This window comes from Phytohabitans sp. LZ39 (assembly GCF_059359075.1).
In genome coordinates this window covers 48,793-70,668 of the sequence record NZ_JCADBM010000009.1, presented here as the reverse complement: position 1 = coordinate 70,668, position 21,876 = coordinate 48,793, and the positions used below count along the sequence as shown (strand labels likewise).

General features: G+C 71.9%; 22 protein-coding genes, 3 tRNA genes and 1 pseudogene. 10 read left to right on the top strand and 16 right to left on the bottom strand.

Annotation, left to right across the window (positions count from 1 at the left end; translation table 11 throughout):
* Positions 1-3: 3 nt before the first annotated feature.
* On the top strand, positions 4-1,794 hold the full coding sequence (locus tag AC5L36_RS18895) for an AfsR/SARP family transcriptional regulator (RefSeq protein WP_441217845.1): 1,791 nt from the start codon (positions 4-6) through the stop codon (positions 1,792-1,794).
* A 780-nt stretch (positions 1,795-2,574) separates the two neighbouring features.
* On the top strand, positions 2,575-3,261 hold the full coding sequence (locus AC5L36_RS18890; RefSeq protein ID WP_441217843.1) for a carbon-nitrogen hydrolase family protein: 687 nt from the start codon (positions 2,575-2,577) through the stop codon (positions 3,259-3,261).
* Positions 3,262-3,315: 54 nt separating this feature from the next.
* Here the strand turns inward: AC5L36_RS18890 and AC5L36_RS18885 are convergent, their stop codons facing one another.
* The 4 genes from AC5L36_RS18885 to AC5L36_RS18870 all read right to left on the bottom strand — a co-directional run bounded on the left by AC5L36_RS18885 (position 3,316) and on the right by AC5L36_RS18870 (position 6,735).
* The gene (locus AC5L36_RS18885; RefSeq protein WP_441217841.1) at positions 3,316-3,834 is read right to left on the bottom strand and encodes a hypothetical protein; all 519 of its coding nucleotides are present in this window, start codon (positions 3,832-3,834) and stop codon (positions 3,316-3,318) included.
* A gap of 47 nt (positions 3,835-3,881) precedes the next feature.
* Positions 3,882-4,910, bottom strand: a complete 1,029-nt coding sequence (locus AC5L36_RS18880; protein WP_441217840.1) for a Gfo/Idh/MocA family protein — start codon at positions 4,908-4,910, stop codon at positions 3,882-3,884.
* Between the two features lie 9 nt (positions 4,911-4,919).
* Positions 4,920-6,101 (bottom strand): GH25 family lysozyme, encoded by a 1,182-nt coding sequence (locus AC5L36_RS18875; RefSeq protein WP_441217839.1) that lies wholly within the window; start codon positions 6,099-6,101, stop codon positions 4,920-4,922.
* A 67-nt stretch (positions 6,102-6,168) separates the two neighbouring features.
* A complete protein-coding gene (locus AC5L36_RS18870; protein WP_441217838.1) occupies positions 6,169-6,735 on the bottom strand; it encodes a hypothetical protein in 567 nt (188 codons plus the stop codon).
* A gap of 346 nt (positions 6,736-7,081) precedes the next feature.
* Here AC5L36_RS18870 and AC5L36_RS18865 point away from each other — a divergent pair, with 346 nt between their 5' ends.
* The gene (locus tag AC5L36_RS18865; protein WP_441217837.1) at positions 7,082-7,897 is read left to right on the top strand and encodes an NAD-dependent epimerase/dehydratase family protein; all 816 of its coding nucleotides are present in this window, start codon (positions 7,082-7,084) and stop codon (positions 7,895-7,897) included.
* 31 nt (positions 7,898-7,928) lie between these two features.
* Here the strand turns inward: AC5L36_RS18865 and AC5L36_RS18860 are convergent, their stop codons facing one another.
* A complete protein-coding gene (locus AC5L36_RS18860) occupies positions 7,929-8,843 on the bottom strand; it encodes a RidA family protein (protein WP_441217835.1) in 915 nt (304 codons plus the stop codon).
* A 135-nt stretch (positions 8,844-8,978) separates the two neighbouring features.
* On the opposite strand from AC5L36_RS18860, the gene AC5L36_RS18855 reads away from it, so the two are divergent.
* Complete coding sequence (locus AC5L36_RS18855; RefSeq protein ID WP_441217834.1) at positions 8,979-9,209, top strand: hypothetical protein; 231 nt, start codon at positions 8,979-8,981, stop codon at positions 9,207-9,209.
* 30 nt (positions 9,210-9,239) lie between these two features.
* Here the strand turns inward: AC5L36_RS18855 and AC5L36_RS18850 are convergent, their stop codons facing one another.
* The 10 genes from AC5L36_RS18850 to AC5L36_RS18805 form a co-directional block, all read right to left on the bottom strand.
* On the bottom strand, positions 9,240-9,872 hold the full coding sequence (locus AC5L36_RS18850) for a TetR/AcrR family transcriptional regulator (RefSeq protein ID WP_441217833.1): 633 nt from the start codon (positions 9,870-9,872) through the stop codon (positions 9,240-9,242).
* A gap of 10 nt (positions 9,873-9,882) precedes the next feature.
* Positions 9,883-10,668 (bottom strand): SDR family oxidoreductase, encoded by a 786-nt coding sequence (locus tag AC5L36_RS18845; protein ID WP_441218232.1) that lies wholly within the window; start codon positions 10,666-10,668, stop codon positions 9,883-9,885.
* A gap of 64 nt (positions 10,669-10,732) precedes the next feature.
* Positions 10,733-11,998, bottom strand: a complete 1,266-nt coding sequence (locus AC5L36_RS18840) for an ABC transporter substrate-binding protein (RefSeq protein WP_441217831.1) — start codon at positions 11,996-11,998, stop codon at positions 10,733-10,735.
* Positions 11,995-13,041 (bottom strand): branched-chain amino acid ABC transporter permease, encoded by a 1,047-nt coding sequence (locus tag AC5L36_RS18835; protein ID WP_441217829.1) that lies wholly within the window; start codon positions 13,039-13,041, stop codon positions 11,995-11,997. The genes AC5L36_RS18840 and AC5L36_RS18835 overlap by 4 nt, the downstream gene beginning before the upstream one ends.
* The gene (locus AC5L36_RS18830) at positions 13,038-13,916 is read right to left on the bottom strand and encodes a branched-chain amino acid ABC transporter permease (RefSeq protein ID WP_441217827.1); all 879 of its coding nucleotides are present in this window, start codon (positions 13,914-13,916) and stop codon (positions 13,038-13,040) included. The genes AC5L36_RS18835 and AC5L36_RS18830 overlap by 4 nt, the downstream gene beginning before the upstream one ends.
* A gap of 13 nt (positions 13,917-13,929) precedes the next feature.
* Positions 13,930-14,652, bottom strand: a complete 723-nt coding sequence (locus AC5L36_RS18825) for an ABC transporter ATP-binding protein (RefSeq protein WP_441217825.1) — start codon at positions 14,650-14,652, stop codon at positions 13,930-13,932.
* A complete protein-coding gene (locus AC5L36_RS18820) occupies positions 14,649-15,422 on the bottom strand; it encodes an ABC transporter ATP-binding protein (protein ID WP_441218230.1) in 774 nt (257 codons plus the stop codon). Before AC5L36_RS18820 ends, AC5L36_RS18825 begins: the two co-directional genes overlap by 4 nt.
* A gap of 75 nt (positions 15,423-15,497) precedes the next feature.
* Positions 15,498-16,532, bottom strand: coding sequence for an acyl-CoA dehydrogenase family protein (locus AC5L36_RS18815; RefSeq protein ID WP_441217823.1), 1,035 nt, complete (start codon positions 16,530-16,532; stop codon positions 15,498-15,500).
* Positions 16,529-17,659, bottom strand: coding sequence for an acyl-CoA dehydrogenase family protein (locus AC5L36_RS18810; RefSeq protein ID WP_441217821.1), 1,131 nt, complete (start codon positions 17,657-17,659; stop codon positions 16,529-16,531). The genes AC5L36_RS18815 and AC5L36_RS18810 overlap by 4 nt, the downstream gene beginning before the upstream one ends.
* Before the next feature lie 39 nt (positions 17,660-17,698).
* On the bottom strand, positions 17,699-18,496 hold the full coding sequence (locus tag AC5L36_RS18805; RefSeq protein WP_441217819.1) for a glycoside hydrolase family 16 protein: 798 nt from the start codon (positions 18,494-18,496) through the stop codon (positions 17,699-17,701).
* Positions 18,497-18,584: 88 nt separating this feature from the next.
* On the opposite strand from AC5L36_RS18805, the gene AC5L36_RS18800 reads away from it, so the two are divergent.
* From AC5L36_RS18800 to AC5L36_RS18780, 5 genes are all read left to right on the top strand, one after another.
* Positions 18,585-19,340 (top strand): class I SAM-dependent methyltransferase, encoded by a 756-nt coding sequence (locus AC5L36_RS18800; protein WP_441217817.1) that lies wholly within the window; start codon positions 18,585-18,587, stop codon positions 19,338-19,340.
* Between the two features lie 105 nt (positions 19,341-19,445).
* Positions 19,446-19,518: transfer RNA gene (locus tag AC5L36_RS18795), tRNA-Gly, on the top strand.
* A 37-nt stretch (positions 19,519-19,555) separates the two neighbouring features.
* Positions 19,556-19,626 (top strand) — tRNA-Cys (locus AC5L36_RS18790).
* Positions 19,627-19,638: 12 nt separating this feature from the next.
* Positions 19,639-19,713 (top strand) — tRNA-Val (locus tag AC5L36_RS18785).
* Between the two features lie 19 nt (positions 19,714-19,732).
* A complete protein-coding gene (locus tag AC5L36_RS18780; RefSeq protein ID WP_441217815.1) occupies positions 19,733-20,254 on the top strand; it encodes a hypothetical protein in 522 nt (173 codons plus the stop codon).
* Positions 20,255-20,329: 75 nt separating this feature from the next.
* On the opposite strand, the pseudogene AC5L36_RS18775 reads toward AC5L36_RS18780, so the two are convergent.
* Positions 20,330-21,292 (bottom strand): annotated as a pseudogene (locus AC5L36_RS18775) (recombinase family protein); the annotation flags it as partial.
* Between AC5L36_RS18775 and AC5L36_RS18770 the strand changes: the two are divergent.
* Positions 21,291-21,815, top strand: a complete 525-nt coding sequence (locus AC5L36_RS18770) for a hypothetical protein (protein ID WP_441217813.1) — start codon at positions 21,291-21,293, stop codon at positions 21,813-21,815. The pseudogene AC5L36_RS18775 and the gene AC5L36_RS18770 sit on opposite strands and share 2 nt — an antisense overlap.
* Positions 21,816-21,876: the final 61 nt, after the last annotated feature.

Genomic DNA, 21,876 nt, shown 5'->3' with positions numbered 1-21,876 from the left:
GTCGTGTACACCATCCGGCTGCTCGGACCGCCAGCCATCGAGCTGGACGGCCAGCCGGTGCGCTCGCCGCGCGGCCGGAAAGCCTGGGCGCTCCTGACCTACCTGCTGCTCGCCGAGCGGCCGCCGAGCCGGCGGCACCTGGCCGAGCTGCTCTTCGCCGACGCCGACGACCCGCTGGGCGCCCTGCGATGGACGCTCGCCGAGCTGCGCCGCGCGTTGGGGGGCGCCGGCGCGTTCAGCGGCGATCCGGTGGCCACCGCGCTGGGCGACGGGATCGCGGTGGACGTACGCCTGCTGGACGACCCGGACGGCGACCCGGCACCGCTGCTCGCCCTCGGCGGCGACCTGCTCGACGGGGTGAGCCTGCCGGCCTGCCTGGAGTTCGAGTCGTGGCTGCTGGTGGCGCGGCACCGGGTGTCGGCGGCGGTCGAGGCGCGGCTGCGGCAGGCGGCCGTCGCGCTGCTGGCGAGCGGGTCGGCGGGCGAGGCGGTCGGATACGCGGCCCGCGCCGTCGCCCGCAACCCGCTCGAAGAGGGCAACCACGAGCTGCTGGTACGCAGCCTCGCGGTGGCCGGCGACCGGGCGGCAGCCCTGCGGCAGATCGCGGTCGGTGAGGACCTGCTGCGGCGCGAGCTGGGACACGAGGCGTCGGCGGCGCTCCGCGAGGCGGCCGACGTGGGCCCGGAGTCGGCGATGGTCTCACCGCTGAGCGGCCGGGCCGCCGCACTCAGCCAGCTGGAGGCCGGCCGGGCCGCGATCGCCGCCGGTGCCGTCGACGCGGGCCTCCAGTGCCTGCGCCGCGCGGTCACCGAGGCGGCGCGGGCCGGCGACGACGCGGTGCAGGGGCAGGCGCTGTGCGCGCTGGGGGGCGCACTGGTGCACGCCGTACGGGGGCGGGACAACGAGGGGGCCGTCGTCCTGGAGGAGGCCATCCAGCTGGCGAGCCGGGCCGGTGACCGCGCCACCGCGGTCACCGCACACCGGCAGCTCGGCTTCGTCGAGGTGCAGGCCGGCCGGCGGGGCACCGGCGAGGCGTGGCTGGCCAAGGCGGCGGCGCTCGCCGAGACCGACGCCGAGCTGGCCGCGATCCTCGGCGTACGCGGCATGAACGCCTCCGACCGCGGCGACTACCCCACCGCGCTCGCCCAGCTCGGCGAGTCGGCGGAACGGGCGGCGAGCGGCGGCGACCCGCGGCAGCAGGCCTGGTCGCTGTCCGTGCTGGCCCGCGCCCACCTCCTGCGCGGCGAACGCAGCCAGGCGGGCGCCGCCCTCGACACGTCACTGGCGCTGATCCACGAGCAGCGGTGGATGGCGTTCTTGCCGTGGCCGCAGTCGCTCCGCGCCGAGCTCGACCTGTCCGCCGGCGACACCGACACCGCCGCCGACACCCTTGAACGCGCCTGGACGCTGGCCCTCCAGCTCGACGACCCGTGCTGGGAGGGCATGGCCGCCCGCGGCCTGGGCCGCCTGCACGCCGCCCGCGGCGACCGCGCCGGTGCCACGCGGTGGCTTGTCGAGGCCCGGCGCCGCTGCTCCGTCGCACCGGACCGCTACCAGTGGGTGCACGGCTACGTGCTGGACGCCGCCGCCAGCACCGCCATCGAACACGGCGACCACGAACGGGCCGCCGCCCTCGCCGGCACGCTGGCGTCGCTGGCCGCGCGGTGCGACCTCGGCGAGCTCGTGGTGCGCGCACACCTGCACCGCCACCGCCTCGGCGACCCGACCGCGCTCGGCGCCGCCCGCCTGCTGGCCGCCGGCATCGACAACCCCGCCCTGGCAGCGTTGCTGTGAGACGTCGGCTCAGGCGGCGGGGAAAGCCGAACAAAGAGATTTGAGCTACCGCGATGTCCGCGGTGGTCCAGACCGCTGCTCCCGCGGCCTCACCCTCCGCGTCTGGCAGCGGTCACCGCGCGCTCACCGCGCACGCGCCGCCTCACCGCGCACGCGCCGCCTCACCGCGGACGCGGGCACCGCGCGGATCCGCGGGCACGGCGCGATGCGCGGGCACGGCGCGGATGCGCAGGCACGGCGCGGAGGTAACGCAGGGTAGGCGGCCGGGGCGGGCACTTTCCAGATCTAGGACAGTTAGGGTTGAAATAGCGCCCTAACTCTCCAAGATCTCGAAAACCGGGGCCGGTCACATCATCGCGCCGACTACCCACGGCAACAAAGCTCACCGCTGCCGGGCCCAGTGCGGACATTGCGGACAAAGGCCAAGCCGCCGCATCGAAAGAGTGCGGCACCGCGCAGAGAGCGACCCGCGCACACCACCCGCTGTGCCATCCCGACGGGCATCGACCCGTCCGCTTTGGCGCATGCCAAGGTCCGGGGCGCCGCGCCCCAGGCGACCGCACCGATCAGCACTCAACGATGGCGCCCCGGGCGTTGGCATGCTCAGCTCTTGACGGTTTGTGGGTGTCGGGATGGCACTTCCCCCCATCCTGATGGTCGGAGCGCTCCTGGCGGAGGCAAAGGGGTGAGCGCGACCAACAGCGAATGGGTGAGGCGCGGGAGCAACGGACAGCGACCACGACGGGCGCCGCGGTAGCTCAAATCTCGTAGGGTTGGCGCATGCGCCAGCCGCTGACCATCGCCGTCGCCCAGCCGCCCGTCGTGTCGCACGATCTGGGCGCCAACGTCGCCACCCACACCGAGGTGGTCCGGGCGGCGGGCACGCGGGTGGTGGTCTTCCCGGAGATGTCCCTCACCGGCTACGAGCTTGAAGCCTCCACTGTGGACATCGATGACCCGCGGCTCGCCCCGCTCGTCGAGGCGTGTGCCGCGCGGGGATCCGTGGCGCTGGTGGGCGCGCCGATCGAGGGCCCGCACATCGCGATGCTGGCCGTGGACGGCGGCGGGGTGACGGTCGCCTACCGCAAGCTCAACCTGGCCGGCGGGGAGCCGGCCCGCTTCGTGCCCGGCGCCAAGCCGGAAGTGTACGAAGTGGACGGTTGGCGCCTGGGCCTGGCGATCTGCAAGGACACGGGGGTGCCCCAGCACGCGGCGGACACGGTGGCGCTGGGCATCGACGCGTACGTGGCGGGCGTGGCCGAGGACCGCCCCGACGTGCTGGAGGAGCGCGCCCGCCGCATCGCCACCACGCATGGCGTGTGGGTGGCGGTGGCCAGCTTCGCCGGACCGACCGGCGGCGACTTCGCCACGACGGCGGGCCGGTCGAGCGTCCGCACTCCGACCGGCGAGGTCGTCGCCCAGGCCGGGGCGGCGCCGGGCGAGCTCGTCCGCGCGACCCTCAGCTGAGCTCGCGCGCCAGCCGGGCCAACGCCGCCGCCAAACTCCTCGTGCGCGCGACCCTCAGCTGAGCTCGCGCGCCAGCCGGGCCAGCGCCGCCGCCAGCTCCTCGTCCACCGCCGGCGTCGGCGTGACCTCGGGGGCCAGGGCGACGATCCAGACCAGCGTGCCGGCGCCGGGCTGGCGGCGGGCCGCGACGCGCGCCGGGTGGCCGCCGATCGGGACGCGGGTAGTGAGCAGCGTGGTCCAGGCGATCCGCTCGCGGGCCAGTGCCAGCAGCGGCGTGGCGGGCTCGGCGGCGACGACCGTGCGGGGCGGCAGGTCGGGGGCCCAGGCGGTGAGGAGCAGGCCGCGCTCGTGCCGCTCGACGCGGGTGACCTGCTCCCAGCCGAGCCGCGTCCAGTCCGGCCCGTCGCAGAAGATGGCACGGTCGGTGGCGACCACGCCGTGGAGAGTGAGGAGCACGCGCTCGCCGCGTGCCAGGAAGAGGGCGGGCAGGGCCGGAAAGGCCCGGGCGCGAGCCGTGCGGCGGCGTGGCCGGGTCGCCGGCCACCCCGACAGCCAGGGCATGGTGGTGGCCATCCCAGACCCTAGCATTGACATAGCTCGATGTATAGGTGTGCCGGGCGCTACGCCCGCATCCGCTGAAGGTCTTCGATGATGCCGATCGCCACCAGCGCGTCACGCGGGTCGACCGGCACCGGGGCGGAGGACCGGAGCGCGGCCGCGAGCTGGGCGTAGAACTCGCGATATCCGCCCCGCTCGGTCGCCACCGGCACGGCGTCTCCCTCGCGCCCGAGCTTGCCCCACGCCTCCACCGGCTCCACGCCGAACCCGTCGTCCAGCGGCGACATCCCGCCGGCCAGCTGCGACTCCTGCGGGTCGAGCCCCCACTTCGTGAAGCCGGACTCCGATCCCAGCACCCGGAAACGGAAACCGCGCTGCGCCACCATGCTGCTCATCGCCAGGTGCGAGCGCACGCCCGAGGTGTGGGTGAGCGCGATGAAGCTGTCGTCGTCGTTGACCGCGCCGTCGCGGTGGCGGTCGAGCTCGCCGTAGTACGAGGCGATCGGCCCGAAGAGGCGCACCGCCTGGTCGATGAGGTGCGCGCCCAGGTCGTACGCCACGCCGCCGCCCTCGACACCGGGAGTCTCCTGCTTCCACTGTGGACGAGGGCGGGTGCTGTGCCACTCGAACCGGGACTCGAAGCGCCACACGTCGCCGAGCGCACCCGCCTCGACGAGCTTGCGCACGGTCAGGAAGTCGCCGTCCCACCGCCGGTTTTGGAAAACGGTCAGCGGGACGCCGCGAAGCGAGGCCAGCTCGATGAGCTCGGCCGCCTCCACACTCCGCACCGCCAAAGGCTTGTCGACGACGGTGGCGAGCCCGCGCTCCACCGTCCGGGTCGCGATGGCCGCGTGGTCCGGCGTCGGCGCACCGACCACGACCAGCTCGATGTCGCCGGCCGCGAGCAGATCGTCCACAGTGGAGAATATGCGCGCGGAAGGGTAGAGCGAGGCCGCCGCGGCCGATCGGTCGGGATTGGCGGTCACGATGCCGGCCAGCTCGAATGCCGGATCGGCGCTGATCAGGGGCGCGTGGAAGACACGGCCCGCGAGCCCGTAACCGATGATGGCGGTGCGGATGGGATCACTCACCCGCCCAGCTTACGAGTCGACCGGCCGCCCCGCGGGCGCGGCGTCGGGATCCGGCCGGGCCAGCGGATCGTTGGCGCCGTCGTTGTGCACACCCTCGTCTTCGTCGTCGATCGCGTCCTGCACCGCGGCGGAGATGGCCGGCAGCCGCTCGTCGATGGCCGCCCGCACCGCCTCCTTGAGGGCCTCCGGGTTGGTACCCGTGCCGGCGGCGACCACCTCGGCGAGGTGCTGCACGGCCGCGGTGAGGCCGACGATCTCGGTCCGGGCGGCCTGGATCTCGTTGAGCGCGCGCTGCGGGAAGGCCAGGTGGGGCTGGATGAAGATGCCGCCGCCCGCGGTCACCGCCTTGCCCTCGCCACGGAAGCCCGCGAGCACCTTGATCATTTCTTCGAGCGTCACGTCGTCTTCGTCCTCTCCGGTCAGCAGCATCCGCAGCTCCGCGAACGTGCCGCGAAACGCGTTGATGTCCGTGCCGCGATCGATGTCCTTGCCGTTGGCGTCGTGCTTGCGGTGCGGATAGTCGTTGACACCCGGTACGAGCGCCCGGGAGCCGAACTGCCACAGCGCCGGAGTCTTGCCGCCGTATGCTTTCCAGCCGTTGCCGTCGTCGCCGCCGCGGTGGTCGTAGAGGCGCGCCGTCGGGAGCGTCTGGTTGTCTCCGTAGTTCGAGGAGACCAGTGGGCCGCGCAGCTGGGTCAGCGAAGGGGCGCCGAGGTGCCCGTCCCAGACCCAGTGCGGGAGGTAAATCGCCAGCACCCGGCTCTCCACGGCGGCCCACCGGTCGTCGAACCGGCGGACGTCGTCGAATCTGGGCTCGGTGTGGTGGGCGAGGAGCTCCTCGTAGCGCTCGACGTCGAGCATGGCCCAGTTGGCGTCGTGCCGGTCGAGCTCCGACCGGAAGAAGTCGACCTGCCGGTTGATCGAGCTCTGGTCGCCGCGCACGAGGTTGTGGTAGCCCCCGCGAAGCGCGAAGCCGGCACTCTTGGCGCCCTGCGCGAAGTCGCCGAAGTGCCGGGTGTCGTAGAACGTACCCTGCGCGCCGCTGCCCTGCGGATCGCCGTACGTCGCGCGGGCACACATCGCCTGGATGCCGGCGGCGCTTGCCTTCGCCCAGCCGATCTGGCCGGGAAGGCCGTGCTCGACCCGGCCGGCCCAGTCGTGATGGGAAACATCGATGGTGAACACGGGCATGGCGACCTCCCGCTTCAGCGTTGCCCCGGCGACCACGCCGGGCAATCAGGTAACCGACACGCGCGGGTTACGCGGACCGCACGATGATCACGCGAAAGTCGGTGATGGTGAGTCCGATGCTTTCGTCGATCGCCCGGCGGCGGGCCTGCATGGTCATCGTGATCGGAAACGGCGGCAGCGGCGGGAAGGGCGGCTCTCCCACCATCGCCGGGTTGAAGTCACTGGTGAAGCATTCGAGCCGGAAGTCGGCGTCGCTTATGGACACCTCGCGGCTGTCTCCGCTCGGCGCCCCGGCGATGGATTCGAGCGGCCACTCGACGCCCCGGGCACCGTGACCGATCGCGCAGGAGACGACGGCTTGGGTGCCCGGCGTCCGCTCGACGTGACCGCTGACCACCAGCAGGAAGCCGATCAGGTCCAGCTCCTCCGGAAGGCTCACCGCCAGCTGGCCCGCCATCCCGAGCGCGGCGGCGAACGGGCGGTCCTGGTCGCCCTGGAGCAGCATCGTGAGCCGGTCGAGCGTGAAGTTGACGCTCGAACCGTCTTCGGCGACGCTCCGCGTCATGCTCGCCGCCTGGCCCGCCGGGTCGTAGTCGGCCGCGAACGCGCTCCAGGTCGAAACATCCGTCGCCATCGCCGGCCTCCAGGTGGTCTCCGCTCCCCGCTCTGGGCTCAAGCTAGACCGGCCACCGCGGACCGGCGCCGTACCGTCGGGAAGCCGCCACACCACGCACGGGTGAAACGCGGCGGGCACCGGGCGGGGCGCCCACCGCGCGTTCTGCCAGGACAGTTAACTAATCTGGTCTCAGCCCGTCAATAGGCATCCAGAAACTGGCACGCCTTCTACATTCCTGTCGCGATCATCCACATACATGGAACCTATCTTTGGATGCGGATCGACACTATGCTATGGCTTCTGTGACGTGGGGGTGGCCGGGCGCCCGGCCGCTCGACTGGGCAGCCATTCATGGGGAGGCACGATGGCGCACGACCGCATCCTGATCACCGGTGGGGCGGGCAAGGTCGCCACGCTCCTCCGCCCGCGCCTGGCCCGGCCGGGCCGCGTGCTGCGCCTGCTGGACGTGCGCGAGCCGGCCCCGGTCGAGGGCGCCGGCGACGAGGAGGTGCTGATCTCCTCGATCGACGACCTCGACGCGGTGGTCGGCGCCACCACCGGGGTCGACGCGGTCGTGCACATGGGCGGACAGTCTCGCGAGTCCGACGCCGAGGAGGTGTTGCGGCTCAACGCCTACGGCACGTACTGCGTGCTCGAGGCCGCCCGCCGGGCCGGCGTGCGCCGGGTGATCCTGGCGTCCTCCAACCACGCGGCCGGCTTCCACACCCGCGACGAGATGCCTCTTCCGGCCGGCGTGTCCGGACGACCCGACACGCTGTACGGCTGGAGCAAGGTCGCCGCCGAGGCGGCCGGCCGGCTCTACGCGGACCGGTTCGGCATGGACGTGATCTGCCTGCGGATCGGCCTGTGGTTTCCGACGCCGCCGGGGCCGCGCGGGCTGGCGATGTGGCTCTCCCCCGACGACGGCGCGCGGCTTGTCGAGGCCGCGCTGAGCGTGGAGAGCCCCGGCTACCGGCTCGTCTGGGGCATCAGCCGCAACACGCGCCGCTGGTGGTCGCTGGCCGAAGGCGAGGCGATCGGCTACCACCCCAAGGACGACGCCGAGGTGTACGCGGAGCAGCTGGTCGCCGAGCACGGCGAGCCCGACTTCGCGGCCGACCCGGTGCTGACGCGGGTCGGCGGCCAGTGGTGCGACGTCCCCCTGGGCCGCCACTACTAGCCGACGACGGATTGGATCGCGAGGCTGCTCCTCAGGTCGCGGCGATGACCTCGATCTCGACGAGCCAGTCGTCGGCGAGCGTCTGCGTGACGATCGCAGTGGTGGGCACCGCGCGGCCGAGGGCGGCCACCCGCGCCCGCGCGTTCTCCTCCGCGTACGCGACGTCGCGCAGGTAGCTCGTCACGCGTACCACGTCGTCGAGCGTCATGCCCGCGGCCGCGAGGATCGCCCGGATGTTGTCCCAGACGAGCGTCAGCTGCTCCTCCAGCGACGCGCCGGCGGCGCCCGCCCGGTCGAGGCCCATCGTGCCCGCGACGAAGACGAGCCGCCGCGGATCGCGAATCTCCACAGCGTGCGCGTAGTCGTCGGTCGCCGGGTAGACGCCGCTGTCCGGGCGCAGCAGGCGGATCTCCGCGCCCGGCGGTGCCGAGTCGAGCCGCGCGAGGTCGAACGTGGACAGCGCGATCGCGCTCACGCTCGCGAACGCGGTCGCCAGCGCGAGGAACGCGGCCAGCGTGAGGTCTTCCCGGCCCGGCCGCAGGCCGCCGAGGATCCACGGCAACGCGACGATCGCGACCACGCCAACGGTCCCGGCGATCTCGTTGAGCAGCAACGTCCGCGACTGGGTGACGCGCGTGGCCCGCACCTTGACGGCGGTCTCCACATTGGCCACCACGAGCACCACGCTCAGCCCGACGAAGAGCGCCCGCGCCCAGGCCAGCTCGAACGCGACGAGCGCGAGCGACAGCAGCAGCGCCATCGCGAAAAGCAGCATGACGATGCGGGTGCCCGAGCGCATGTAGCGCCACAGCTCCACCCGGCTCTCCCGCGCCGGCCCGCGCATGCCGCCCTCGACGAAGAACAGCACGCCGACCAGGAAGAGGCCGATCACCGTCGCGGACACACCGGCGATACCGAGAAGCAGCTCGTCGCTCACCTGTCGCACGACCGATGATCGTAATCGGGATGCGCGGCATCGGCCGCCCGATTACGGTGGCGCGGTGCTGATCAGACGCGAAACCCCCGAGGACGCCGCCGACCTCTGACGCATAGATCGCCCTCAAGTGGGTAGCCAAAGGCAATGACGACGTCAGAAGAGACCGGCCAAGTCACCGGCACCAAGGACAAGAACTACAACATCATCTGGTTTACCGAGTCGTGCCTGAGCAACGCTCTGCGCCTGGAGACCTACATCCAGGACGCCCAGCGCGACGGCGACACCGAGCTCGCCGACTTCTTCCGGCGGGCGCAGGGCGAGAGCCGCAAGGGCGCCGAGCAGGGCAAGCAGCTGCTCCGCTCGCGCCTGGGCTGACCACAGCCCCGCGGGGGCGGGCCCGCCGACTCAGGACGGCGGCGGGCCCACGCTCGCCGCGATCGCGGTGACCAACAGCGCGGACACCGTGCGGGTCATCGCGCGCCGCGCCGCCTCCGCGTCCAGCTCGAGCCCGTCGCGGAGCATCGACCACGCCGGCCACATGCTCGCCGCGACGAGCGCGTCGACGAGCTCGCCCGCCGCCGGCCCGGCCAGCTCCAGCTCCGGCGCGAAGAGTTCCTCCACCTCCTGGCGTACCCGCACGATGTGCTTGACCCTGTTGCGGTGCAGCTGCGGGGAGGTCGGCTCGCGCATCGCCGCGGCCCGGAAGATCGGCGCGAACATTTGCATCAGGTCGGCCCGCTGCCGGCAGAAGGCGTCGACCCGCTGGCGCAGCGGCAGGTCGCGCGGCACCGGCCGGTAAGCCGAGTCCTGACGCTCCAGCACGGTGGACCCGCTCGCCTCGAAGAGCGTCTCCATGTCCTTGAAGTTGATCCACAGGGTGCGCAGCGAGATGCCAGCCCGCTCGGCGATCTTCTCGCCGGTCGGCCGCATGTCGCCCTCGGCGATGAGGGCGAGGTGGGCCTCCACGATCGCCCGGCGGGTGCGCTCCGCGCGCGCGGTCCGGCCGTCCACCCGCCCCGCAGCCTCCACCTCGCTCACCCCGCGAAGTCTAGAACCCTTTTTGATCAGATGACTCCAGGGAACGCTGGATGCCGTTCATCGCGCCCAGCCAGCGGTCCGGATCGGTGGCCCGGCGGCGGTAGTGCTCGGCTACCTCAGGGTGCGGCAGCACCAGGAAGCGGTCGCCGGCCAGCGCCTCCTCGACCCGGTCGGCCACCTCGTCCGGCGTTATCGCGTCGGGGGCCAGCAACACCTCTCCCGCCGGGCCGGCCTGGTCGAGCATCGGCGTGCGCACCCCCTGCGGGCAGAGCGCCTGCACGACGATGCCGCGGTGGTGGTAGGTCACCCGCAGCCACTCCGCGTAACCGACCGCCGCGTGTTTGGTAACCGCGTAGGGCGCCCCGCCGAGCATCGTCAGCAGCCCGGCCGCCGAGGCGGTGACGAGGAGCCGCCCGCGCCCGGCGGGCAGCCAGCGCGGCAGCAGCGCGCGGGCGGCGTACACGTGGGCCATCACGTTGACCCGCCACGACAGCTCCCACGCGGCGTCGGGGTCGCCGGAGCGGTCGTCGGCCGCCACGCCCGCGTTGGCGCAGAAGAGGTCGAGGGCGCCGTACCGCTCCCACACGGTCTCGACGAGCTGGCGCACCGCCGCCGGGTCGCCCGCGTCGCAGGGGAGCGCGAGGCCGCCCACCCGCTCGGCGACCGACTTGGCGGCGTCCGCGTCGAGGTCGTTGACCACGACCACCGCGCCACGCTCGGCGAAGCGCCCGGCCAGGGCCGCGCCGATGCCCGAACCACCGCCGGTCACCACCGTGACCGCACCCGCGAGCCGCAGCCCGCCGCCGGCTCCGTCCACTCCGGACTCCTCTCCGGTCGGCGGGCGCGGCCCGCTCACTCGCTCACGCCGCTGGGATGCCGTTTTGCGGTGGCGCGGGCGGCTGCTCGGCGTACTCCTTGACCGGCCCGTCCGCCTCGTCCGTCTCGTAGGTCGGGCCGAAGTACTCCTGTGTGCTCCCGGTGACCTTGGTCATCCGCTGCCCACCGTACCCGGAGTGGTCGTCGCCGGAGTAGCGCAGCGGCGCCAGACCGGGCCCGCGGAAGCCGCCCTTCTCCACGGCCGCGATGATGCCCTCGCGGGTCAGGTCTTTGCCGGCGGCTTGGAGGGCCTGGACGAAGAGGTACCCGACCGCCATGCCGTACACGATGTTGCCGTCGAACGGGGCGGCCGCGTTGTACTGGTCGTTGACCCGCTTGAAGAGCGCCGTCCACGGGTCGTCCAGGTCGAACTGCGACGGCAGGTAGCCGACCGCGAGCATGCCCTCCAGCAGCGCCTTGTTCTCACCGAGGAGGCCGGAGAGCGTGAGGTAGTCCGCGCCGACATTCGACACCACCCACTGTGGACGGAAGCCGAGCCGCGCGGCCGTGCCGATCGCGAGCGCGGTGAAGGGCGGCACGGTGGCCATCATGACGACCTGGCAGCCGGCCGCCTTGAACGCGCCGATCTGCGGGCCCACGTTGGCGTTGCTGGTGACGTACTTCTGCTTCGCTGTCACCCCGGTCGGCCCGAGGATCTTCTCCACGCCGAGCAGGCTGTCCCGCCCGAAGTCGTCGTCCTGGCCGAGGAAGCACACCTTCTGGCCGGCGAAGTTCTTCTGGATGTAGGTAGCCAGGATCTTGCCCTCGACCGTGTAGTCGGGGTTGAAGCCGAACGTGCCCGGATACTTGTCCGGCTGGTCCCAGCTGCGGCTGCCGGAGGCGACGAAGAGGTCGGGCACCCGGTTGCTGGCGAGGAAGTCGAGCACGCCGGTGTGCGTGCCGGTGCCGAGGCCGTTGAGGATCGCGAAAACCTTGTCCTGCAACACGAGCTGGCGTACGACCTGCTGGGTGTTCGCCGGGTTGTACCCGTCGTCCATGACCTTGTATGTGATCTTGCGGCCGTGCACGCCGCCGTTGGCGTTGACGAGGTCGAAGTAGGCCTTCGTGGCCGGGGCGATCTTCGAGTAGCCGGCCGAGGCCGGCCCGGTGAGCGGCATGTGCGTGCCGACGACGACCTCCGTGTCGGTCACGCCGGGGACGTTCGCCCCACCGCCGCCGTTGTCGCCGCCGCACGCCGCGACGGCCAGCACGAGCGCGACGGCCACGCCGCCGGCGATGCTCTTTCTCATGGGGTACCCACCTCTCTGTGGTCACGTCTGGGGCGGAGTCGCCGGGCGGCGCGGGCCAGCAGGCCCTGCACGCCGCCGGGCGCGAGGAGCATGACGGCGACCAGGGTGATGCCGAAGATCGCCAGTGGCAGGTTGCCGTCGAGCCGCTGGGCGGCGGCCGGCGACAGGGAGAGCGCCTCGGTCAGCGAGTGGCTCGTCTCGGGGAGCAGGACCAGCAGGATCGCGCCCCAGACCGCGCCGGCGAGCCGCCCGAGGCCGCCGATCACGACGGCCATGACGAGAAACAGGGAGAGGGTCAGCGAGAACGCGCCGGGCGACACGCTCTGCGCCAGCACGGCCAGCAGCCCGCCGCCGAGACCGGCGCACGCCGCGCTGACCACGAACGCGAGCACCTGGGTCCGCGCCACGTTGATGCCGGCCAGTCGGGCGGCCACCTCGTCGTCCCGGACCGCCCGGAAGTGCCGCCCGTAGCGGCTGCGGACGAGATTGGCGAGCAGAAACATGGTGAGCAGCGCGCCGGTCAGCGCGATCCAGGCCTGCCACCGCTCGTAGGGGAAGGTGGCGCCCAGCGAGAGCGGCGGCGGTTCGATGTAGACGGACAGGCCCTGGTCGCCGTTGAAGACGCTGTCGAACGCGGTGGTGAGCGCGGGCACGATGACCGCGACGGCGAGCGTGACGCCGGCCAGGTACGGCCCGCGCAGCCGCGCAGCCGCGAGCCCGACGACGAGCCCGGCGACGAGCGCGGTGGCCACGCCGATCGCCAACGACACCGGCAGCACCCAGCCGCCGCTGACGTCGCGGTCGCGAAACTCGTTCTGTGCCAAGGCGACCGGGTAGGCGCCGGTGGCCATAAGCGCCCCGTGGCCGAGCGACAGCTGCCCGCTCAGTCCGGTGAGGACGGTCAGCCCAGCGGTCGCGCACAGGTACGCCGCGACGGTGGCGAGCTGGTAGTTGCGAAACGGCGCCAGCCCGTACGTGAGCGCGAGCAGCGCGACCGCCGCCGCGAGCGTCAGCGCCAGGTGGCGCACCGCCGTGGACCTCATACCCGCCTCGCCGCGACGCCGGAGAAGAGGCCGGAGGGGCGCACCAGCAGCACCGCCAGCAGGAGCACGAGCACCGCCACGGGCGTCATCTCCGCGCCCGCGTACCCGCTGACGTAGGAGAGCAGCAGCCCGACGGCGAGCCCGCCGGCGACGGCGCCCAGCGGGCTGTCGAGGCCGCCCACGACCGCCGCGGTGAACGCGGTGACGAACACGATGTCCATCGACGTCGGATGCAGGCCGAGCCCGGTCGGGATGACGAGCATCGCGGCGAGGGCGCCGACCGCCGAGGCGAGCGCCCACGCGAGCGTGCGCATCCCGGCCACGTCGACGCCGAGGAGCCGGGAGACCTCCGGGGCGAACGCGGCGGCCCGCAGGCGCAGCCCGACCGCCGTGCGGGTGAACAGCAGGGCCAGCCCGACCATCAGCGCCACCACGGCGGCGAAGACGAACACGTCGTACCGGGAGAGGAAGGCGAGCCCGCCGACGGTGAACGCGGTGCGGCTGAACGGCGCCTCCGCGGGGCGGAACTCGTTGCCGTACACCATGCCGAGCACCGCCTGGATCACCAGCACGAGTCCCAGCGCGACGATGACCGCGTTGAGCGGCGAGGTGTGGCCGACATACCGCATCACCGCCCGCTCCACCACGACGCCGAGCGCGAGTCCACACAGGAGGGCGGCGCCGAAGCCCAGCCAGTACGAGCCGGTCGCGGACGTGACGCTGTACGCCGCGTACACGGTCGCGACGGCCATCGCGCCCTGCGCGAAGTTGACGATCCGGGCGCCGCGCCAGATGAGCACCAGAGCGAGCGCGAAGGCGGCGTACACCGCGCCGCGGGAAAGCCCGTCGAACGTGAGGAACACGAACCGGTCCACCGGCTCCCTCCCTTCAGAATCCCAGGTACGCGTGGCGCAGCGCGGTGTCGTCGCGCAGCCGCTCGGCGCTGGCGGCGACGGCGACGCGGCCAAGGGACATGACCACGCCGCCGTCGGCCACCGAGAGAGCGCCGCGCACGTTCTGCTCGACCAGCAGGACGGTGAGGCCGCTGGTGTCGCGCAGCCGCCGCAGCAGCGCCATGATCTGTGCGGTGACCCTCGGCGCGAGACCCAGTGACGGCTCGTCGAGCAGCAGCAGCCGGGGCCGGCCGACGAGTGCCCTCGCCAGCGCGAGCATCTGGCGTTCGCCACCGGAGAGCTGGTGTCCACTGTGCTTTCGGCGGCCGGCCAGCGCGGGAAACGTCTCGTACGCCTCGGCGATGTCGCGCCGGAGCCCCGCGGCGTCGCGTCGCCATAGGCCGCCCAGCCGCAGGTTTTCCTCCACGGTCAGCTCGGCCACGACACCCCGGCCCTGCGGCACGTGCGCGAGCCCGCGCCGCACGAGCTGCTCCACCTTCGCCCCACGCAGGTCGGCGCCGTCGAAGACGATCCGGCCCGCGGTGGGCTTGAGGAGACCCGAGAGGGTGCGCAGCAGCGTGGTCTTCCCGGCGCCGTTGGCGCCCAGCACCGCGGTGATGGCGCCCCTCGGGACGGTGAGGTCGACCTCCTTCAGCACGGGCGCGGCGCCGTACCCGGCGACAAGCCCGTGGACCTCCAAGATGGACGCGCCGGTCATGCCGGTGTCTCCGCGTCCACTGTGGTCACCTCGGCGCCCAGGTAGGCCTCGGCGACGGCCGGGTTGTCGCGGATCTCGTCCGGCGTGCCGGCGGCCACCACGCGGCCGAAGTCGAGCACGACGATCTCGTCGCAGACCGCCATCACCAGATCCATGTGGTGCTCCACGAGGACGACCGCGATTTTCCGGTCTTTGATGAACCGGCCGAGCTCCTGGACCTCCTCGGCGCTCAGGCCGCCGGCCGGCTCGTCGAGCAGCAGCAGTCGGGGCCGGGCGGCGAGCGCGCGGGCGAGGGCGACTCGCTTGCGCACCGCGTACGGCAGGGTCGCCGGCGCCGCGGCGGCGTGCTCGGCCGCACCCACCTCGGTGAGGCACTCCATCGCCAGGTCGCGGAGGCGGCGCTCGTCCCGGTCACTGCCGGGGAGCCCGAGCAGCGCCGGGACGAAGCCAGCCTGTGCCGTGTGGCTCGCCCCCGCCATCACGTTTTCCAGCACGGTCAGGCCGTCGAACAGCCCGACGCCCTGAAGGGTGCGGGCGATGCCCAGCGCGGTGAGCCGGTGTGGCTTGGGCCGCAGCGGCGCGCCGTCGAGTGTCAGCGAGCCGGCGGACGGCGTCACGAACCCGCACACGACGTTGAACAGCGTCGTCTTGCCGGCGCCGTTTGGCCCGATCACACCGACGATCCGGCCGGGCGGCACGCGCATCGACACGTCGTCGAGCGCGACCAGGCCGCCGAACCGGGCGGTGATGCCGTGCAACGCCAGGGCCATGCTCACCTCGCCGGGTTATTACACCAGGAGTGTAGGTTCTTGGATCGAGTCGTCCAATCCCCTGTTACGCGCTCGTTACGCGGGCAGCAGGTCGACCAGCTGCCCGAGGGCGGCGCGGTGCCGGTCCGGCGTGCCGAAGGCGATCGCCGACGCCTTGGCCCGCTTCAGGTACAGGTGTGCCGGGTACTCCCACGTGAAGCCGATCCCGCCGTGCAGCTGCACGCACTCCTCGGCGGCGTGCACGGCGACCGGAGCGCAGTGCGCCTGGGCGAGGGCGGCGGCGACCTCGGCCTCGCCACCCGCCTCGCCGGCGCGGGCGGCCGCGTACCGGGCGACCGCCCTGGCCTGGGTGACGTCCACCCACACGTCCGCGAGCCGGTGCTTGACCGCCTGGAACGAGCCGACCGCGCGGCCGAACTGGCGCCGCTCCTTCACGTACCCGACGGTGGTCTCCAGGCACCACGACGCGACGCCGAGCTGTTCGGAGGCGAGCAAGGCGGCCCCGGTCGTGAGCGCCGCGCGCACGGCGGCCGCACCGGTGCCGGCGTCGGCGATCCGCTGCCGGGGCGCCCCGGCCAGCGTGATGTCGCAGAGCTGGCGCGTGGTGTCGAGCGATACCACCGGTGTACGGGTGACGCCGGACGCCCGCGCGTCGACCGCCCAGAGCCCGTCGCTCGCCGGCACCAGGAGGATTTCCGCGGACAGTGCGTCGGCGACGCTGGTGATGGTGCCGGGCTGGGGGACGGGGTCGTCATATGGCGACCGGGAGAACGGCACGGCCAGCGCGGCGACCACCTCGCCCTCGGCGAGCAGCCGGAGCAGGTCGGTGGCGCCGCAGGCGAGCAGGGCGGTCGTCGCGACGACGGCGCTGCCCAGATATGGCACCGGCGCGACCGCCCGCCCCAGCTCCTCCAGCACGAGCGCGGCGACCCGGTGCTCGGCACCGGCGCCGCCGAGCTCCTCGGGCACCAGCAGCCCGGCCAGCCCCATCTCGCCGGCGAGCGTCCGCCACAGCTTGGCGCCACCTTGCTCCTCCGTAGACAGCAGAGCGCGGAGGCTGTCCCGGAGGTCTGTTTCGGTGTCGTCGTAGAGCAGGTCCGGTGTGGTCATCGCGGCAGCCCCAACACCCGCTCGGCGATGATGCCGCGCAGGATCTCGGACGTGCCGCCTTCGATCGAGTTGCCCTTGGCCCGCAGGTATCGGTGGGTGGGCGCCCGGTCGGCCACGTCGGTGCGCTCGGGCCGGCGCAGCGTCCAGTCGTCGTGCCGCAGCCCCTCCTCGCCCAGCACCTCCAGCTCGAAGCCGGTGATCCGCTGGGCGAGGGTGGCGTGCGTGAGCTTGACCGCCGAACCCTCCGGGCCGGGCTCCCCCGCGGCCAGCTGCTGGCGCAGCCGCGCGGCGGTCAGCCGGGCCGCCTCGGCCCGCACCCAGAGCCGCATCAGCTCGTCGAGCCGCCCCGGCGTACGCACGTCGGGCCGCTCCCGCCAGGTCCGCACGAGCGGCTCGATCGGGCCGCCTTCGCGGGGCAGCGGGGTGCCGCCGATCGCGACGCGCTCGTTCATCAACGTGGTACGCGCGACCTCCCAGCCCTCGCCGGGCGCGCCGAGCCGCAGGTCGTCCGGGAGCCGCACGCCGGTCAGGAAGACCTCGTTGAACTCGGCCTCACCGGTGATCTGCCGGAGCGGCCGCACCTCGACGCCGGGTGCGGTCATGTCGCAGACGAAATACGTCAGACCGCCGTGCTTGGGCGCGTCCGGGTCGGAGCGCGCCAGCAGGATGCCCCACCGCGCCTTGTGTGCGAGCGAGGTCCAGACCTTCTGCCCGGTCACCACCCACGTGTCGCCGTCGCGGACGGCGCGGGTGGCGACGGCGGCGAGATCGGATCCGGCGCCCGGCTCGCTGAAGAGCTGGCACCACACCTCCTCGCCGGTCCAGAGTGGACGGAGGAAGCGACGCCGCTGCGCGTCGGTGCCGTGGCGCAGGATGGTCGGCGCGGCCATGCCGAGCCCGACGCCGTTTCGGCCCGGGTCGTTGTCCGGCGCGCCCGCCGCGGCGAGCTCGGCGTCGACCGCCGCCTGGAGCGCGCGCGGCGCGTCGAGGCCACCGAGTCCGACCGGAAAGTGCACCCAGGCGAGCCCCGCGTCGAAGCGGGCGCGGAGAAACGCGAGCCGGTCGCCGTCGACGGGGTGGCGGGCCAGCAGCTCCTTGACGAGAGCGTCCCATGTTTTTGCACTCACAGTGCAATCATATGGGCGACTGCCCTCCCGGGGAAGCCGTCAGTTGCGCGTGCGACCCATGTACACGTTGCGGGCGCGATAGAAGGTGTCGGCGGTGGGCCCCGGCGAGCCGGACGAGCCCTCCATCTGGAGGTTGATGATCAGCCACATCGGCTTGCCGACGAAGTTGGAGCCGCGGTGCTGCCCCTTCCACTGCCCGTCGAGGTAGTAGTGGATGTCCACGTCGGTGGCGTTGACCTTGGCAATCCACACCCGGTACTCGTGCCAGCCACCCGGGTTGGACACGCCGACGATCGTGTTGTCCCACGCCCCGTCGTAGGTGTTGAACCAGTTGCGGGCGTCCCCCTTGTACTCGAGGATGTCGCTCTCCGGCGGCCAGCTGTTGGCGCCGGTCAGCCAGAACGCCGGCCAGGTGCCACGCGTCGAAGGCGCCTGAAACTCGCCCCGCACCTCGTAGTTGGGAAACTGGTCGTTGACCAGCACCTGGTCCTTGGCGTGAATCGCGCCCGAGTGGTAGCGGATCGGCAGGTGCGGGTCGGCGGAGCTGGTGCCCTCGTCCCAGTTGATGCGCGTGGCCTTGATGTTGAGCTGCCCGCTCGGCGAGAGGTAGACGTGGTTGGTGTCGGTGGCGCTCGCATACATCCGTGCGCTCCCGTTGTGGTCGGAGCCCCAGGGATAGCGGAAGTGCCACTCCGCCATGAGCGCGTTGCGGTCGGCGAACGACGACCCGTTGATCAGCGTCTCCCAGGTCGCCGCCCGCGCGGACGGCTGGGCGATCACCACCACACCCACCAGCGTTACGGCCAAGCTCAGCCCGGCCCGCACGATCCGGATCATCGGGAACCACCTCCGGAGGCCGAGCGTAATATCGAAATCTATCGAAGTCTATGTGGATTTGTCGGCGGTCCCTGGCAGGCTGGCGGCCATGGATGGAGCAGACCCCGACCGCTGGTCAGCCGTCGCCGAGGGCTGGGCCGAGCTGTGGGGCGGCTACGCCCAGCCGGTCTGGCGGGCGATCCTGGACGCGAGCGGCGCCAGGCCGGGCACCCGGGTGCTCGACGTCGGCTGCGGCTCCGGCGACCTCCTCGCCTTCGCCGCCGGCCTCGGCCTGACCGCGGCGGGCATCGACCCGGCGCCCGGCATGGTCGAGCAGGCCCGCGCCCGCCTCCCCGAGGCCGACATCCGCCTCGGCTCAGCGGAGCCCCTTCCCTGGCCGGACGCCCACTTCGACCTGGCGGTCTCGGTCAACGCGCTCCAGTTCGCCGAAGACACCCTGGACGCCCTGGCCGAGATGGCACGGGTCACCACCCTCGCCGGCCATGTCGCGATCGCAAACTGGGCCGAAGCTGCCCAAAACGACCTAGACGTGATCGAGAAGGCGGTAGCCCGCGCCGCCGGCGAAGACCCCCTCCCGGACGGCGAGCTACGCCAGCCCGGCGGCCTCGAGCGGCTGTTCGCCGAGGGCGGCCTGGAGGTGGTCTCCGCCGGCCTGGTGCCACTGCCCTGGCACGCCGCCGACGACGACACGCTGGTCCGCGGCGTCCTGCTCGGCGAAGACCAGGCCACCATGGCCGCCCGCGCGCCCGCCGTCCTTGCCGCCGCCGGCGGGTACCGCACCGCTGACGGCGGATACCGCCTGGTGAACGCCTTCCGCTACGCCGTGGCCCGCCACCGGCCCTGATCAAGCCCCCTTCACGCGACGCGCCGGGTGTGAACCGAGTTGGCAGTTGCTTCGCGACTGGGCTAAAGTTCTGATCCGTCGCCGGGAAACATCCCGGCTGGTAGTGCGGACGTAGCGCAGTTGGTAGCGCATCACCTTGCCAAGGTGAGGGTCGCGGGTTCGAGTCCCGTCGTCCGCTCGGAGTGAGGCCACGACAAGACGTCGGGGGTCACCTCGGTGGAGTGGCCGAGAGGCGAGGCAACGGCCTGCAAAGCCGTGTACACGGGTTCAAATCCCGTCTCCACCTCGCACCACATACGGGCGATTGGCGCAGTGGGAGCGCGCTTCCTTGACACGGAAGAGGTCACTGGTTCAAACCCAGTATCGCCCACCAAATCGGTTCTACTTGAACCATGGCCTGCCAGAACCATGGCAAGCAGGTCCGCTCCGGTCAGATCAGACCACGCAGCCTCGCCCTCGTCGGCGGGGCTGTTGGTGTTCGGGCCTCCGTACGGGTCCGTCCGTCGTTGGAAGGTCAGCTGTTGCGCTTCCACGAGATCCCGTACCGGCTGGGCCAGCTCGTGGCGCGAGATCTCCTCGCCGTCGACGAACAGCTTGGCAAAGACGATCTTGTTCATCGCCCGCTTGAGGCTGGTCCCGCCCTGGTCGTAGAAGGTCTTCGGGTCACCTACCAGCGCCAACGCTGCCAGGAACACCTCACGCCCGGCTTCCAACCGGCTGGAGGCGTCGGCCAGCTGTGCCTGCACCTGGTCGTGCTCGGCCCGGATCGTTTCGAGCTTCTTGCGGATCTTGTCCCTCGGCCAGCCCGGAGATCCCACCAGTTCCAGGTACTGGTCCTCCTTGGCGTCGAGCTCGCTCAGGCGAACCTTGAGGCGCTTCTTCAGCGCCGCCAGGCTGCCCAGGTCAGCCAGTAGCGCGTCGTCCAACTCCCGGCGTACGCGCTCGCGGAACTCATCGCCCAGCCGCACCGTGGCGTAGTGCCGCGCGACCGCCGCCTCCACCGCCTCCACACGCAGATAGGGCTGGTCGCAGCCGTGCTCTTGGCGGCCTCGGCACAGGAAGTAGAAGTAGATGCCGCCGTTGCCCTTGCCGCGCATGATGATGAACCGCCGTCCGCAGCGACCACACCACAACGTGCCCTTGAGGTAGTGATTGTGGGTCCGCTGGCGAGTGCCGCCGCCTCCGTGGAGCGCCAGCACCCGCTGCACCCGCTCGAACACCTCTGACGTTACGAGTGGTTCGTGCCTGCCGGGGTACTCCTCCCCGTCGTGCCCGATGACCCCGAGGTAGTAGCGGTCAGCCAGAATCGTCCAGAACTGACTGATCGACAGCGGCTTCGGTGAGGTGCGCTTGTCTCCACGGGTGCGGAGGCCCGCCGCCGTCAGCTGGTCGAGCACCTGCCGCGCGCTGTACTGGCCCGTGGCGTACAGCGCGAAGCCGCGCGTGATAAGCGGCCCGCGTTCCGCGTCGACGGCCACGGCCCGAATCTCCCGTCCGTCCACGTGGTCGCGGACATTCAGGTAGCCGAGCTTGGCGCGAGAAACCGTGCCACCGGCCTTCGCCTTCTGGCCCATCTTGTAGCGAATGTCTGCCCCGTTGGCCTCGGACTGGTACTGGTCGACCGCGTGAATAATCGTCTCGACCATCGCGCTTTCCGGCGACTCGCCCATGTCGAGCACCGTTGACACGACCCGCACGCCATAGCGACCCAGTTCACGCTTGGTAATTGCCGCGTCGATGCTGTTCCGAAAGATGCGGTTGAAATGGTAGACAATGACAAAGTCCACGTCTTGCTCGCGCCGGATGCGAGCCAGCATCTCCTGGAATACCGGTCGCTTGTCGACCGTGGTGGCCGTCCGGCCTGGCTCGACGTACGTGTCGACGATCTCCGCGCCCAGCTGCTCTGCCTTACGGGTGGCCGCCTCGCGCTGGGCCCGAGCAGGAGACGTGATGGAGCTTCATCGGTTCGCGCTCATCGTCGACCGCCTGCCCGACCGAGCAGACGCCGCGCAGGTGGCTGACCGGCACGGCGACATCTTCCTCGCGCCCGGCCACCACGAGGTTACCGTACAACGCGCCGCCCTCAGCCTGGCTGAAGCCGTCGTCTCGGCCGTCCATGACTTGGAGGCACTCGATCTCCAACCAGTCCGGGTTTGCGACAACGACTGGGTCACCCTGGCGCATATCGCCGAACGCATCGAGCGGTCCCGCGAACTCGTGCGGCTCTGGTCCATCGGGCGGTACGGGCCGGGCGACTTCCCGCCGCCGCTCAACCCCGGCCGCGACACCAAGTTCTACTCGTGGACCGAGGTCGCCGTCTGGCTGCGGCGTCACATGGACGTCGACGTAGACCGGCCCGACCCGACGCTCGTGGTCGCCAACTTGCTGTTGCAGGCCCGCCGCTTGGCTCCGTCAACTCGGAGCCGCGAGGTCCTCGGCAACCTGGTCGACTCGTACCGACCGACACTCAAATAGCCTCGCAGCAGATGACCGCCTCCGGCAGCATTACCTGCTATGGCCGATGAACCCGAAGGCG

Coding starts and splice junctions, on each gene's coding strand:
- AC5L36_RS18890 (WP_441217843.1), top strand. CDS start 2,575: ATGCGCCAGCCGCTGACCATCGCCGTCGCCCAGCCGCCCGTCGTGTCG.
- AC5L36_RS18885 (WP_441217841.1), bottom strand. CDS start 3,834: ATGGCCACCACCATGCCCTGGCTGTCGGGGTGGCCGGCGACCCGGCCA.
- AC5L36_RS18875 (WP_441217839.1), bottom strand. CDS start 6,101: ATGCCCGTGTTCACCATCGATGTTTCCCATCACGACTGGGCCGGCCGG.
- AC5L36_RS18870 (WP_441217838.1), bottom strand. CDS start 6,735: ATGGCGACGGATGTTTCGACCTGGAGCGCGTTCGCGGCCGACTACGAC.
- AC5L36_RS18865 (WP_441217837.1), top strand. CDS start 7,082: ATGGCGCACGACCGCATCCTGATCACCGGTGGGGCGGGCAAGGTCGCC.
- AC5L36_RS18855 (WP_441217834.1), top strand. CDS start 8,979: ATGACGACGTCAGAAGAGACCGGCCAAGTCACCGGCACCAAGGACAAG.
- AC5L36_RS18840 (WP_441217831.1), bottom strand. CDS start 11,998: ATGAGAAAGAGCATCGCCGGCGGCGTGGCCGTCGCGCTCGTGCTGGCC.
- AC5L36_RS18835 (WP_441217829.1), bottom strand. CDS start 13,041: ATGAGGTCCACGGCGGTGCGCCACCTGGCGCTGACGCTCGCGGCGGCG.
- AC5L36_RS18825 (WP_441217825.1), bottom strand. CDS start 14,652: ATGACCGGCGCGTCCATCTTGGAGGTCCACGGGCTTGTCGCCGGGTAC.
- AC5L36_RS18820 (WP_441218230.1), bottom strand. CDS start 15,422: ATGGCCCTGGCGTTGCACGGCATCACCGCCCGGTTCGGCGGCCTGGTC.
- AC5L36_RS18815 (WP_441217823.1), bottom strand. CDS start 16,532: ATGACCACACCGGACCTGCTCTACGACGACACCGAAACAGACCTCCGG.
- AC5L36_RS18805 (WP_441217819.1), bottom strand. CDS start 18,496: ATGATCCGGATCGTGCGGGCCGGGCTGAGCTTGGCCGTAACGCTGGTG.
- AC5L36_RS18800 (WP_441217817.1), top strand. CDS start 18,585: ATGGATGGAGCAGACCCCGACCGCTGGTCAGCCGTCGCCGAGGGCTGG.
- AC5L36_RS18780 (WP_441217815.1), top strand. CDS start 19,733: ATGGCCTGCCAGAACCATGGCAAGCAGGTCCGCTCCGGTCAGATCAGA.
- AC5L36_RS18770 (WP_441217813.1), top strand. CDS start 21,291: ATGGAGCTTCATCGGTTCGCGCTCATCGTCGACCGCCTGCCCGACCGA.